Source organism: Microbacterium ginsengiterrae (assembly GCF_014205075.1).
GTDB classification, from domain to species: Bacteria; Actinomycetota; Actinomycetes; order Actinomycetales; family Microbacteriaceae; genus Microbacterium; species Microbacterium ginsengiterrae.
Genome location: NZ_JACHMU010000001.1, coordinates 2,793,060 through 2,806,843, shown reverse-complemented (window position 1 = coordinate 2,806,843; position 13,784 = coordinate 2,793,060). Strand labels below are relative to the sequence as shown.

Genomic DNA, 13,784 nt, shown 5'->3' with positions numbered 1-13,784 from the left:
GCCTCATGGGGTGAGCGATTCCGTCGATCTTCCCATTATCGCGTCAGCCGTCCCCTCGTACGCCCACCCGGGCGACGCGGGCGCCGACCTCGTCGCCGCGGAGGCCGTGCGCCTCGAGCCGGGGGAGAGGGCGCTGGTCCCCACCGGTGTGCGCATCGCGCTGCCGGACGGCTACGCCGCCTTCGTCGTGCCCCGCAGCGGCCTCGCCGCCAAGCACGGGATCACGATCGTCAACTCACCAGGCACGGTGGATGCCGGCTACCGGGGTGAGATCAAGGTGAGCCTGCTGAACACGGACAGCTCGAGCGCGTACGATGTGGCGGTCGGGGATCGGATCGCGCAGCTCATCATCATGCCGGTCACCCGAGCGAACTTCATCCCCGTGGACGAACTCGAAGACAGCGCGCGCGGCGCCGGCGGGTTCGGTTCGACGGGGTACCAGGCGCAGAGCGCCGAGCAGGCAGGAAGTGCACGATGACTGAAGAAGAGACCACGCAGCCGACGTCGAAGTCCGCACCGGCGAACCGTGCGACCGATGGACCGTTCGACGAGGCCGAGGCCAACCCGGTCCGCCCGTACATCGATCTCGGTGGCATCAAGATCCTTCCGCGCGAAGGGCTGAACCTCCGCCTCGAGGTGGAGGAGCAGACCAAGCGGATCGTGGCGGTCGGGCTCGACTACGCCGATTCCTCGTTGCAGGTCCAGCCGTTCGCCGCTCCGCGCAGCCTCGGCCTGTGGCACGAGACGCGGATGCAGCTCGTCGACCAGGTCCGCCAGCAGGGCGGTCGCGTCGAGGAGCGCGAAGGGCCGCTCGGCAAGGAGCTGCTCGCCGAGGTGCCGGGACCGGCGTCCGAGGGCTCAGCGCTGCACCTGGCCCGATTCATCGGCGTCGACGGACCGCGCTGGTTCCTCCGCGGAGTGATCGGCGGCGCGGCGGCGTCCGACCCTGAGGCGGCCGCCAAGGTCGAGGACCTCTTCCGCTCGATCGTCGTGGTGCGTGGCGGCTCTCCCATGCCGCCGCGCGATCTGATCCCGCTGAAGATGCCCGCCACGCCAGGATCGGCGTGAGCGCGGAAGGTCCGCAGGAGGCGCGTACCGAGCCCGAATCCGTCAGTGCGCCCGACCTCCTCGGGGCTGCCCTGGGTGGAGCCGCGCGTCGAGCGGGCCTCGACCCGGCGAAGGACGCCAGCACCCAGAAGGTCGTCTGGTCGGCGATGGGCGGCTGGCGCGGCATCCTGGAATCGGTCCTCCCCAGCCTCGCCTTCGTCATCCTCTTCACGATCCGCCCCGATCCTCTGATCCTCGCGCTCGGGGTCTCCGTCGGGCTCGCCGCGGTCTTCACCGTCGTGCGGCTCGTTCAGAAGTCCCCTCCTGCGGCGGCCCTCGGCGGCCTGATCGCGGCTGCGGCTGCCGCCGCCCTCGCGCTGTGGACGGGCAGAGGGGCCGACAACTTCGTCCCCGGACTCATCACGAACGCGGCATACGGGACGGTCCTTCTCGTCTCGGCGCTGATCGGCTGGTCGCTGATCGGGGTCGCAGCGGGCTTCCTCATGGGGGATGCGACAGCGTGGCGCGCTGACAAGCGCAAGAGGCGGGCGTTCCGCTGGTTGGGCATCGCCTGGGCGCTGCTGTTCTTCGCGCGGTTGGCCGTGCAGCTGCCGCTGTACCTGACCGATCAGGTGACGGCGCTCGGCACGCTGAAGCTCATCATGGGTCTGCCGCTGTTCGCGCCGCTCATCGCCGTCACCTGGCTCGTCGTCCGAGCCCTGTATCCGCGCGAGTCGCGGGAGGATGAGGCCTCGGCGGCGTGATAGATTTATCTTGACATCAAGATAAATTGACGTCTTTCGCCGAGAGCTCACGAGGCGCACACTGTTAGGTGCGCCTTGCTGGCAGCCGAAGGCGCGGGCGACCAATATGGAGAGCGCCTGTCGCTCCCATCAGACTAGAAGGAGACGGATTCGTGTCCACGGTGAACAGCTTCGGTGCCAAGAGCACCCTGACGGTCGGCAGCACCGACTACGAGATCTTCCGGATTGACACTGTTCCCGGCTACGACAAGCTGCCGTTCAGTCTCAAGGTCCTCCTCGAGAACCTGCTCCGCACCGAGGACGGCGCGAACGTCACGAAGGCGCAGATCGAGGCTCTCGGATCGTGGGATGCCGCAGCCGAGCCGAACACCGAGATCCAGTTCTCGCCGGCGCGCGTGGTCATGCAGGACTTCACCGGCGTCCCGTGCATCGTCGACCTCGCCACCATGCGCGAGGCGGTCACGGCCCTCGGTGGCGACCCCAACAAGATCAACCCGCTCTCGCCCGCCGAGATGGTCATCGACCACTCGGTCATCGCCGACCTGTTCGGCTCCGACAACGCGCTCGAGCGCAACGTCGAGATCGAGTACGAGCGCAACGGCGAGCGGTACCAGTTCCTCCGCTGGGGCCAGACCGCCTTCAACGACTTCAAGGTCGTCCCCCCGGGGACGGGCATCGTCCACCAGGTGAACATCGAGCACTTGGCCAAGGTCATCTACGACCGCACCAACGACGGCGTCCTCCAGGCGTACCCCGACACCTGCGTCGGCACCGACTCCCACACGACCATGGTCAATGGTCTCGGCGTCCTCGGCTGGGGCGTCGGCGGCATCGAGGCAGAGGCTGCGATGCTCGGCCAGCCCGTGTCGATGCTCATCCCGCGCGTCGTCGGCTTCAAGCTCACGGGCGAGATCCCCGCCGGTGTCACGGCGACCGACGTCGTCCTCACGATCACCGACATGCTGCGCAAGCACGGCGTCGTCGGCAAGTTCGTCGAGTTCTACGGCGCGGGTGTCGCATCCGTGCCGCTGGCCAACCGCGCCACGATCGGCAACATGTCGCCGGAGTTCGGTTCCACCGCGGCGATCTTCCCGATCGACGACGTCACCACCGAGTACCTGCGCCTCACCGGCCGCGACGAGCAGGCTGTCGCCCTCGTCGAGGAGTACGCGAAGCTGCAGGGCCTGTGGCACGACCCGTCCAACGAGCCGGTCTTCAGCGAGTACATTGAGCTCGACCTCGGCACCGTCGTGCCGTCGATCGCCGGCCCGAAGCGTCCGCAGGACCGCATCCTGCTCTCCGACGCGAAGACGCAGTTCGAGCGCGACATCCTCAACTACGCCGGCCCCACCGCCGAGGACTCCGTCGAGGTCGAGGGCACGTTCCCGGCCTCCGACCCCGGCAACACCCCCGGCGTCGAGCACGAGCACGTCTCGGAGAACGGCGTGTCGCACCAGCACGAGGACGCCCACCGCGCATCCATGCTCGTCGCCAGCGGCGCGCACGGTGCATCCCGTCCGGTGCCGGTCACGACCCCCGAGGGCGAGAACTACATCCTCGACAACGGTGCGGTGACCCTCGCGGCCATCACGTCGTGCACGAACACCTCGAACCCGTCGGTCATGATCGCCGCCGGCCTGCTGGCCCGCAAGGCGCGCGAGAAGGGCCTGAAGCAGAAGCCCTGGGTCAAGACGACGCTCGGCCCCGGCTCCAAGGTCGTCACCGACTACTACGAGAAGTCCGGACTCGACAAGGATCTCGAGGGCCTCGGGTTCTACACCGTCGGCTACGGCTGCACTATCTGCATCGGAAACTCCGGCCCGCTGATCGAAGAGGTCTCCGCGGCGATCAACGACAACGACCTCGCCGTCACGGCAGTCCTCTCCGGTAACCGCAACTTCGAGGGCCGCATCAGCCCCGACGTGAAGATGAACTACCTCGCGTCGCCTCCGCTGGTCGTCGCATACGCGCTGGCAGGGTCGATGCACTTCGACTTCGACACCGACGCTCTGGGCACCGACCAGGACGGCAACGAGGTGTTCCTCAAGGACATCTGGCCGGCACCTGCCGAGATCCAGGAGATCATCGATTCGTCGATCTCGCGCGAGCAGTTCATCAAGCAGTACGCCACCGTCTTCGATGGCGACGACCGCTGGAGGAGCCTGCCTACGCCGACCGGACCGGTCTTCGAGTGGGACGACCAGTCCACCTACGTCCGCAAGGCGCCGTACTTCGACGGCATGTCGATGGAGCTGACCCCCGTCTCCGACATCAAGGGCGCTCGCGTCATGGCGACCCTCGGTGACTCGGTCACGACCGACCACATCAGCCCCGCGGGCAACATCAAGATCGGCACGCCGGCGGCGAAGTACCTCGAGGAGCACGGAGTGCGCCAGAAGGACTTCAACTCCTATGGCTCGCGCCGAGGCAACCACGAGGTGATGATCCGCGGCACGTTCGCGAACATCCGTCTGAAGAACCAGCTCGTGCGCGCCGTCAATGACGGTGCCGAGGTCGAGGGCGGCTTTACGCGCGACTTCACCAAGCCGGACGCTCCGCAGTCGTACATCTTCGATGCCTGCCAGAACTACCAGGCCGAGGGCACGCCGCTCGTGGTCTTCGGCGGCAAGGAGTACGGCTCTGGATCGTCCCGCGACTGGGCGGCGAAGGGCACCAGCCTGCTGGGCGTGAAGGCCGTCATCACCGAGAGCTTCGAGCGCATCCACCGCTCGAACCTCATCGGAATGGGTGTCGTCCCGCTGCAGTTCCCCGCAGGCGAGAGCTGGGAGTCGCTGGGCCTCGACGGCACGGAGATCGTCTCGATCTCCGGACTGGAGGAGCTGAACAACGGCACCACGCCCAAGACGGTCCGCGTCACCGCCGAGCCGAGCGAGCACTCGCCCGAGGGCAAGCAGACGGTCGAGTTCGACGCCGTGGTCCGTATCGACACACCCGGTGAGGCCGACTACTACCGCAACGGCGGCATCCTGCAGTACGTGCTGCGTTCGCTGGTCTGACGGTATGCGAAGGGGTCCGGATGCTGCGGCATCCGGACCCCTTCGTGCTCGGCGCTCGGGGGTTTCCCCGGGTCGCGGCGGTACGATCGAGACACCGCGTCCCCGCCAGGGGGACACGTCGGACAAGATGTTCAGGAGGTGCTGATGCCCATTCTTCCCGGCATCAACGGACCGCGCGATCTCGATCAGCTCAGCACGGCGGAGCTGAACGAACTCGCTGACGAGATCCGGCGATTCCTCGTCGAGAACGTCTCGCGGACCGGGGGACACCTCGGCCCGAATCTCGGTGTCGTGGAACTCACGATCGCGCTGCACAGGGCGTTCGAATCGCCTGACGACCCGTTCGTGTTCGACACCGGGCACCAGTCGTACGTGCACAAGCTCCTCACGGGCAGGCAGGACTTCTCTGGGCTGCGCGTCCGCGGCGGCCTCGCCGGCTACCCCCAGCGCAGCGAGAGCCCGCACGACGTCGTTGAGTCCTCGCACGCCTCGAGCTCGCTGAGCTGGGCCGACGGCATCTCCCGCGCGCTGGCGGCCACGGGGCGCGACGACCGGCACGTGGTCGCGGTCGTCGGTGACGGTGCGCTCACCGGTGGGATGACCTGGGAAGCGCTCAACAACATCTCGGATGACAACGACCGGAACCTCATCATCGTCGTCAACGACAACGGTCGCTCCTACGCGCCGACGATCGGCGGGATGTCGCGGTATCTGAACCGCGTGCGCACCGCAGCGACGTACAAGCAGCTCCACCACCGGTCAGACCGCCTGTTCCGCGCCTTCGGCCCGCTCGGCCGCGCGCTGTTCCGCGGCGTGCGCGGCGGGACTCACGGCTTCCTCTCCCGGTTCACGAACAACGAGGCGCTGTATTCCAACCTCGACATCAAGTACCTCGGCCCCGTCGACGGGCACGACATCCGCGCCCTCATCGAGACCTTCGAGCTCGCGAAGTCGTATGGTGCTCCCGTCATCGTCCACGCGATCACGGAGAAGGGGCGCGGCTATCAGCCCGCTCTGGACGACAAGGCCGACCAGTTCCACGCCGTCAACCGCATCGACCCCGCCACCGGGGAGCCGCTCGGCTCGAGCAGCAAGGGATGGACCGACGTGTTCTCCGAGTCGCTCGTGCGCGTGGGCGAACGAGACCCCCGGGTGATCGCGATCACAGCGGCGATGCTGCGGCCGACAGGACTCGCGCCCTTCGCCGAACGCTTCCCCGAGCGCGTGTACGACGTCGGCATCGCCGAGCAGCATGCGGTGACCTCCGCGGCGGGCCTGGCCTACGGCGGTCTGCACCCCGTGGTCGCCCTCTACGCCACCTTCATGGGGCGGGCCTTCGACCAGGTGCTCATGGATGTCGCGCTGCACAAGGCCGGGGTGACCTTCGTCCTCGACCGCGCCGGTGTCACCGGCCCCGACGGGCCGAGTCACCACGGCATGTGGGATCTCGCGATGCTGCAGATCGTCCCGCACATCCGCATCGCGGCGCCGCGCGACGGCGCTCGGGTCGCTGAGGCGCTCGACGAGGCGGTCGCCGTGGATGACGCACCCACCGTGATCCGGTTCCCCAAGGGGGCTGTGAGCGAGGACATCGAGGCCGTCGAGCGCATGGCGGACGGTGTGGACGTGCTCTCCCGCGGCGAGACGGAGGATGTCCTGATCGTCAGCGTCGGCCCGTTCGCCGCCATGGCCAAGGATGTCGCCACGCGACTGCGTGCGCAGGGGATCGGGGCGACGGTGATCGACCCCCGCTGGGCGATCCCGGTGCAGCCGTCGGTCGTCGAGCTGGCGGCACGTCACCGTCTCGTCATCACGATGGAGGACGGCATCCGTGTCGGCGGCATCGGTACGCGTGTCCGTCAGGTGCTGCGCGAGGCGGGCATCGACACCGCCGTGGACGAGCTGGGCCTTCCCGACGAGTTCATCGACCACGCCTCGCGTGATCAGATCCTCGCCGACGCCGGCCTCACAGCATCGAAGATCGCGCAGGACATCGTCGCGCAGGTGCTGGGCACCCGCATCCCGGTCGCCCGGCAGACAGGGGAGACGGAGGCGGTCGACATCCCCCTCCACGAACGCCGCTGACAGCACCACTTCGCTGACAGGACGAAGAGGCGGGGCCGGGCGCGATGCCCGACCCCGCCTCTTCGTGTGTCTCAGCGAGCAGCGATGCCGCGGATCGGCGGCGTGTGGAACGTCCCGCCGAACACGCGCTCGGATGCTCCCTCGCGGTCGAGGTACGGTGACGCGCCGCCGTCGATGAACGGCCACCCGGCACCGAGGATGAGGCAGAGGTCGATGTCCTCGACCTCGGGGACGACCCCCTCGTCGAGCATGAGCCTGATCTCCTGCGCGAGACCGTCCTGCACACGGGTGAGGATGGTCGCAGCGCTGGACGGTGACGAGCCGACGGCCCCCTTGAGGGTCTTCTCGGCGGCCTTGGTCCAGCCGGTCACTCGGCCGCCCTTGTCCTTCTCCACGACCTGGTCGAGCTCCGCCAGCGCGTGGAAGTTCTCGTTCGCGTAGAACCGGTCGGGGAAGTGCCGCACCATCGTGTCCTGCACATGCGCGGCGACCTTCCAGCCGACGAGGTCGATGAGCTGGAACGGCCCCATCGGCAGACCGAGCGGGGCGAACGCCTTCTCGACCTCCGCGATCGGAGTGCCCTCATAGACGGCGCGCGCGGCCTCACCCATGACCTTGGCCAGCAGCCGGTTGACCACGAAGCCGGGGGCGTCTGCGGTGAGCACGGCGTTCTTGCCGAGGCCCTTGGCCACGACGAACGCCGTGGACAGGGTCTGCTCGTCGGTGGACGGCGTCTTGACCACCTCGATGAGAGGCATGACGGCGACCGGGTTGAAGAAGTGGAAACCGACGAGTCGCTCCGGGTTGGAGAGCTTCGCGCCGATCTCCTCGACCGACAGCGAGGATGTGTTGGTCGCCAGGATCGCGTCGGGTGCGACGATCTGCTCGATCTCGCCGAAGACGGACTGCTTGACCCCGACCTCCTCGAAGACGGCCTCGATCACGAAGTCGCAGTCGGCGTAGAGCGACTTGTCGGTCGTCCCGGTGACGAGGCCGCGCAGTTTGTTGGCCGTGTCGGCATCGAGCCGACCCTTCTGCTCGAGCTTGCCGATCTCCTCGTGGATGTACGCCACGCCCTTGTCGACGCGCGCCTGGTCGAGATCCGTGATGAGGACGGGGACCTGGAGCTTGCGCACGAAGAGCAGGGCGAACTGGCTGGCCATGAGGCCGGCGCCGATGATCCCGACCTTCGTCACCTTCTTGGCCAGAGCCTTGTCCGGTGCGCCCACAGGGCGCTTCGCGCGCTTCTGGACGAGGTCGAAGGCGTACATGGACGCCGCGAACTGATCACCGGCGACGAGCTCCGCGAGAGCCTCGTCCTCGCGGGCGAACCCGTCGGCCTTGGTTCCGCTGCGTGCCTTGTCGAGCAGGTCGAGTGCCAGGTAGGGCGAACGGGGCACCGTGCCGATCTTCGACTCCAGCATCCCGCGCGCCATCTTGATGGCGATCGGCCACTTCGTCAGGCGCTCGATCTTGCCCGGCTCGTTCTTCCGGTCGACCTTGACGGCGCCCGACAGGACACGGTCCGCCCACGCGAGCGAGTCCTCGAGATAGTTCGCAGCGGGGAAGATCGCATCCATGATGCCGAGCTCGAACGCCTGCTTGGGCTTGAGCATCCGATTCTGCTTGAGCGGGTTCGAGATGACGACCTCGAGGGCGTTCTCGATGCCGATGAGGTTCGGCAGCAGGTACGCGCCGCCCCAGCCGGGAATGAGACCGAGGAACACCTCGGGAAGCGCCACAGCCGCAGCGGACGCGTCCACCGTGCGGTAGGTCGAGTTCAGGGCGATCTCGAGCCCGCCGCCGAGGGCGAGCCCGTTCACGAACGCGAACGAGGGCACGCCGAGGTCGGAGAGCGAGCCGATCACCTTGTGCCCGAGCTGCGCGATCAGACGCGCGTGATCCTGCGAGGTCACCTTGGAGATGTCGGACAGGTCGGCACCGGCGGCGAGGATGTACTGCTTGCCGGTGATGCCGACCGCCTGGATCTCGCCGGCGGCGGCGCGAGCCTTCACACTGTCGAGGGTCTTGCCGAGCTCCACCAGGGTCGCCGGTCCCAGGGTATTGGGGCGGGTGTGGTCCCGACCGTTGTCCAGGGTGATCAGCGCCAGCACCTTGCCCGAGGGCAGACGCACGTCGCGAACGGTCGACCGTGTCACGACCTCGTCGTCGGCGAGAGCGAGGATGGGGGAGAAGTCGATCTTTTCGTAGTCGGTCACAGCTGCACTCACTTCCGCTTCTTGCCGTCGTAGAACGGGTTCTCCCAGATGACCGATCCGCCCTGGCCGAGACCGACGCACATGGCGGTCAGGCCGTAGCGGACGTCCGGGCGCTCTGCGAACTGCGCGGCGAGCTGGATCATCAGACGCACACCGGACGCGGCCAGCGGATGTCCGAGGGCGATGGCGCCACCCCACTGGTTCACGCGGGGGTCGTCGTCGGCGATGCCGAAGTGGTCGAGGAGCGAGATCACCTGGATCGCGAACGCCTCGTTCAGCTCGAACAGCCCGATGTCATCGATCGTGAGTCCGGCCTTCTTCAGCGCCTTCTCGGTCGACGGGATCGGGCCGATGCCCATGATCTCGGGCTGGACGCCGGCGAAGGCGAACGAGACGAGCTTCATCTTCGGCGTGAGACCGAACTCCTTCACCGCCCGGCCACCGGCGAGAAGCGACATCGTCGCGCCGTCGGTGAGAGGGGAGGAGGTGCCTGCCGTGACCCGTCCGTGCGGGCGGAACGGGGTCTTGAGACCCGCGAGGTCGGCCATCGTGGTCTGCGGGCGGCGGCCTTCATCCTCGGTCGCGAGGCCCCAGGCGCCCTCGGCATCCTTGATCGCGACGGACACGAGGTCCGGCTGGATCTTGCCCGCGTCGTACGCCGCCTGCACCTTGTGCTGGCTGAGCATCCCGAACCGATCCGAGCGCTCCTTGGTGAGGTGCGGGAAACGGTCGAAGATGCGTTCTGCGGTGACGCCCATGTTCAGCGCGCCGGGGTCGACCATCTTCTCCGCGACGAAGCGCGGGTTCGGGTCGGCGTTGGCGCCGATCGGGTGGTGGCCCATGTGCTCGACGCCGCCGGCGAGGGCGAAGTCGTACATCCCGATGCCGATCGAGGCGGCCATGGTCGTGACGCTGGTCATCGCGCCGGCGCACATGCGCTCGACGGCAAGGCCGGGAACCGTGTTGGGGAGCCCGGCGAGGATGGCGACCGAACGGCCGAGCGTGAGGCCCTGGTCGCCGGTCTGCGACGTCGCTGCGATGGCGACGTCGTCGATGCGGTCGGCGGGGACGGCGGCATTGCGCTCCATCAGACCGATGGTCGCCTTGACGGCGAGGTCGTCCGCGCGGGTGTTCCAGTACATGCCTTTTTCGCCGGCGCGCCCGAACGGGGTGCGCATTCCATCGACGAAGTAGACGTCCGAGATCTCGGCCACTCTGCCTCCAAAGGTTGGGTATGCGTTCAGCCTATGAGGCCCGCTGAGGCGTCGTGAATCGGTTGGGTCGAACCTACGATCCGGCAGCCTCGGCCGTGTCGAGCGATTGCCCGGCTTCTACAAAGGCATCCAAGATCTTCTGTGCGGTCTGCTCAATCTGCCAGGGCCGCGCGCCGAGCGATGCGAGCGCTTCTGCGATCGCCTCCGTCGTCAGAGCGGGCGGCATCCATGCGAGACGTCGCAGGGTCTCGGGCTTGAGGAGATTCTCCGTCGGCATGTTCAACGCCTCGGCCAGCTCCTCCACCGCCGGGCGGGCGCGCTTCAGCCGCGCGTCGGCCTCGGGGTTGCGCTCCGACCACGCACGGGGCGGAGGGAGGGAGTCGCTCGGCACACGCGTCTTCGGGAGATCCTTGGTCTCGCGACCGCGCACGATCGCGGCCCACCAGCGGTCGAGTTCGGCGCGGCTCGCGCGCCCGTTGAAGGCCTGGACGCCCGCGAGGGCCTGTTTGGATGCCGGATTCGCCATGACAGCGGCGACCAGCGAACGGTCGGGCACGAGGCGTCCGGGGGAGGTGTCCTGCTGCTGGGCGTACTCCTCACGCGCCTCCCACAGCGACCGGGCGATGGCGAGGTTGCGAGCGCCCTTCACCTGGTGCAGGCCGCTGAGGCGGCGCCACGGATCCTCCCGCGGCGGACGGGGCGGTTGGGCGAGGGTCGCGGCGAACTCCTGGGCCGCGAAGTCGGACTTGCCCTGCTCTTCGAGCTCCTCGGCGATCTTGTCCCGGACGTCGACGAGGTGCAGGACATCGAGGGCCGCGTACTCCAGCCAGGCGTCCGGCAGGGGACGCACCGACCAGTCCGCGGCGGAGTGCTCCTTCTTCAGGGTCACACCGATGGTGTCCTCGACGACCGCGGCGAGTCCGACGCGCGCGTGCCCGAGCAGCCGCGCGGCGAGCTCGGTGTCGAAGAGGACCTTCGGCTCGAGGTCGAGCTCCCGGAGGGAGGGAAGATCCTGGCTCGCCGCGTGGAACACCCACTCGACGTCCCCGATCGCAGCCTGCAGCGGGGAGAAGTCCTTCAGTGCCGGCGGGTCGAAGAGGAACACACCGGCGTCGCGGCGGAACACCTGCACGAGGTAGGCGCGCTGCGAGTACCGGAACCCGGAGGCGCGCTCGACGTCCACCGCGACCGGACCGGTGCCTGCCGCGAGGGCGTCACACGCTGCTTCGAACCGGGGAAAATCGTCGATGACGGAATACTCAGTCACGACCTGCCTTTCGCGCGCCGAACACGGCGATGTTCTCGGAGCCGGGCGGGAGACCGGCAAGCATGCCCACGAGTTCGGCCCATGCTTCCACGTGCGGCCGGAACGGCTCGTCCGGCGTCCAAGAAGATCGTAGTTCGATCTGGGCGCCGTCGCCTTCCGCGGCGAGGGATCCGAACCCCTTCGAGATCGTCTTCGTGGAGGTGCCGGATGCCGAGTGGTAACCGGCGTCGCGCGAATCGAGCGCGTCGATGAGCCACGACCACGTCACATCGGCGAGCAACGGGTCCGTGCCGATCTCCGGTTCGAGCGGCGCCTGCGCGAAGACGACGATGCGCCATGCGCCTCCCCACGCCTGTGGCTCCTCCGGGTCGTGCAGGAGTACGAATCGTCCCGTGCCGTACACGGAGTCGCCGTTCTCATCCGGGCGGACGTCCGCGGCGAGCGCGATCGAGAACGGCGCGAGCCCTGCCGGGGATGTGATCTCGCGCACCACGATGTCCTTTCGGAACGTCGTCGCCCGCAACTCGTCGGCGACGCGCGCGAATTGCGTACCGGCATCGGGGTGTGCGCTCACGGTGACAGGCTAGAGTCAGGAGGCGATGAAGAGTCTCAGGCACGCCGTTGCTCTGCTCCTACCCGCGCTGCTGGCGTTCGCCGCGGGAGCGGCGCTGTTGGTGTTCTCGATCGGCCGTCGCGTCGTCACCCCGAGGGGACGCGTCGCGGACACCGAGATCCTCGCCGTCGACACCGGAGCGCAGACCGTCGAGCTGACGCGCAACCTCGACACCGAGCTCCCTGGCCGCTACGGGCTGTTCACCACCGGGACGTACGGGTACGTGAAGCTCGGCGCCGTGCTGAGCGCCGATGCCGGGCGGGTCCGTCGCAAGCTGCTCACGAAGATCGAGCCCGGCGCGAAGATCGACAGGGCTGCGGGTTTCAGCGGCTGGTACTACACCTCGCCATCCGAACTGCACCTGCCGTGGGAGCCGGTCCTCATCGGAGCGCCGGCCGGTCCGTGTCCCGCCTGGCTGTTCCCCGCGGAATGCTCGACCTGGGTGATCCAGGTACACGGACGCGGCGTCACGCGGGCGGAATGCCTGCGCGCCGTGCCGGTGTTCCACGCGCTCGGGCTTCCCGCGCTCGTCGTCTCCTATCGGAACGACGGCGAGGCCCCCCGCAGCAGGGGAGGCTCGTACGCGCTCGGGGCGTCCGAATGGCGAGACGTGGACGCGGCGATCGCGTACGCCCTGCGTCACGGGGCCGAGCGCGTCCTCCTCATGGGATGGTCGATGGGCGGCGCCATCGCTCTGCAGACGGCTGTCTCGTCAGGGCATCGTGACGCGATCGCGGGTCTCGTGCTGGACTCTCCCGTGGTGGACTGGCGGTCCGTCCTGAAGTTCCAAGCGCGTCAGTCGGGCATCGTGGACCCGCTGCCTGCTCTCGCGATGAACGCGCTGTCGTCGCGGCTGACGGCGCGCCTCAGCGGCTCGGAGACGGCCATCCCGTTCGATCGGCTGGACATGGTGGCTCGCGCCGATGAACTGTCCGTCCCGATCCTGCTCCTGCACAGCGAGGACGATGGCTTCGTCCCCGCCGACGCCTCGCACGCACTGGCGGAAGCACGCCCCGATCTCGTGACGATGCCGAGATTCACCGGCGCCCGCCACACGAAGATCTGGAACTACGACCAGACCGGCTGGACGGCCGCGATCGAGGAGTGGTCGCGGGCGAACGGCTTCAGCGCTTCTGCGTGACCTGACGCTTGACGCGCATCAGCATGCCCGTCATCCCGGCGATCCGCAGCGGAGAGACCGCCCTGGTGAGGCCGATCGACTGAGGATAGTCGTCGGGGATGGCGAGCACCTCATCGGCGGAGAGGCCAGAGATCCCCTGGACGAGGATGCTCGCGAATCCGCGCGTGGTCGGTGCCTCCGGTGGTGCCGTGGCGTGCATCGTCACGACGTCGTCCTCGATCTCCACGAAGATGTACACGGGCGACTGGCACTCTGCGACACGCTCGTACATCTCGGGGTGGTCGGCGACCTCGTCGGAGACCGCCGGCAGCTCGCCCGAGAACTCCAGCAGCAGCTGGAGACGCTCGGCCTCCGGGAGCGCGAGGAAGTCCTCGCGGATCTCTGCGAGGGCGTCGGGAACGTGCGTGGTGCTCATTC

Annotated in this window: 11 protein-coding genes; 6 read left to right on the top strand and 5 right to left on the bottom strand. The window is 68.2% G+C overall.

Annotation, left to right across the window (positions count from 1 at the left end; translation table 11 throughout):
* Positions 1 to 10: 10 nt before the first annotated feature.
* The 5 genes from dut to dxs all read left to right on the top strand — a co-directional run bounded on the left by dut (position 11) and on the right by dxs (position 6,913).
* Entirely contained in the window at positions 11 to 478 is a 468-nt protein-coding gene (gene dut / locus HD600_RS13640; protein WP_184284293.1) for a dUTP diphosphatase, read from the top strand.
* On the top strand, positions 475 to 1,068 hold the full coding sequence (locus HD600_RS13635) for a DUF3710 domain-containing protein (RefSeq protein ID WP_184284291.1): 594 nt from the start codon (positions 475 to 477) through the stop codon (positions 1,066 to 1,068). The genes dut and HD600_RS13635 overlap by 4 nt, the downstream gene beginning before the upstream one ends.
* Positions 1,059 to 1,811 (top strand): DUF3159 domain-containing protein, encoded by a 753-nt coding sequence (locus tag HD600_RS13630; RefSeq protein WP_184284864.1) that lies wholly within the window; start codon positions 1,059 to 1,061, stop codon positions 1,809 to 1,811. The genes HD600_RS13635 and HD600_RS13630 overlap by 10 nt, the downstream gene beginning before the upstream one ends.
* A 152-nt stretch (positions 1,812 to 1,963) precedes the next feature.
* On the top strand, positions 1,964 to 4,828 hold the full coding sequence (locus tag HD600_RS13625; RefSeq protein ID WP_184284289.1) for an aconitate hydratase AcnA: 2,865 nt from the start codon (positions 1,964 to 1,966) through the stop codon (positions 4,826 to 4,828).
* Positions 4,829 to 4,972: 144 nt separating this feature from the next.
* Positions 4,973 to 6,913 carry a 1-deoxy-D-xylulose-5-phosphate synthase gene (gene dxs / locus HD600_RS13620; RefSeq protein ID WP_184284287.1) on the top strand — a complete coding sequence of 647 codons (1,941 nt, stop codon included), beginning with the start codon at positions 4,973 to 4,975 and terminating at the stop codon, positions 6,911 to 6,913.
* 71 nt (positions 6,914 to 6,984) lie between these two features.
* On the opposite strand, the gene HD600_RS13615 is transcribed toward dxs, so the two are convergent.
* The 4 genes from HD600_RS13615 to HD600_RS13600 all read right to left on the bottom strand — a co-directional run bounded on the left by HD600_RS13615 (position 6,985) and on the right by HD600_RS13600 (position 12,187).
* Entirely contained in the window at positions 6,985 to 9,132 is a 2,148-nt protein-coding gene (locus HD600_RS13615; protein WP_184284863.1) for a 3-hydroxyacyl-CoA dehydrogenase NAD-binding domain-containing protein, read from the bottom strand.
* Positions 9,133 to 9,140: 8 nt separating this feature from the next.
* On the bottom strand, positions 9,141 to 10,346 hold the full coding sequence (locus HD600_RS13610; RefSeq protein ID WP_184284285.1) for an acetyl-CoA C-acyltransferase: 1,206 nt from the start codon (positions 10,344 to 10,346) through the stop codon (positions 9,141 to 9,143).
* A gap of 73 nt (positions 10,347 to 10,419) precedes the next feature.
* Positions 10,420 to 11,613 carry an HRDC domain-containing protein gene (locus HD600_RS13605; protein ID WP_184284283.1) on the bottom strand — a complete coding sequence of 398 codons (1,194 nt, stop codon included), beginning with the start codon at positions 11,611 to 11,613 and terminating at the stop codon, positions 10,420 to 10,422.
* On the bottom strand, positions 11,606 to 12,187 hold the full coding sequence (locus HD600_RS13600) for a DUF3000 domain-containing protein (RefSeq protein ID WP_144796201.1): 582 nt from the start codon (positions 12,185 to 12,187) through the stop codon (positions 11,606 to 11,608). Before HD600_RS13600 ends, HD600_RS13605 begins: the two co-directional genes overlap by 8 nt.
* Positions 12,188 to 12,212: 25 nt before the next feature.
* Here HD600_RS13600 and HD600_RS13595 point away from each other — a divergent pair, with 25 nt between their 5' ends.
* On the top strand, positions 12,213 to 13,367 hold the full coding sequence (locus tag HD600_RS13595) for an alpha/beta hydrolase family protein (protein ID WP_184284281.1): 1,155 nt from the start codon (positions 12,213 to 12,215) through the stop codon (positions 13,365 to 13,367).
* Here HD600_RS13595 and HD600_RS13590 read toward each other — a convergent pair.
* Complete coding sequence (locus HD600_RS13590) at positions 13,351 to 13,782, bottom strand: SufE family protein (protein WP_144796199.1); 432 nt, start codon at positions 13,780 to 13,782, stop codon at positions 13,351 to 13,353. The two genes, HD600_RS13595 and HD600_RS13590, sit on opposite strands and share 17 nt — an antisense overlap.
* Positions 13,783 to 13,784: the final 2 nt, after the last annotated feature.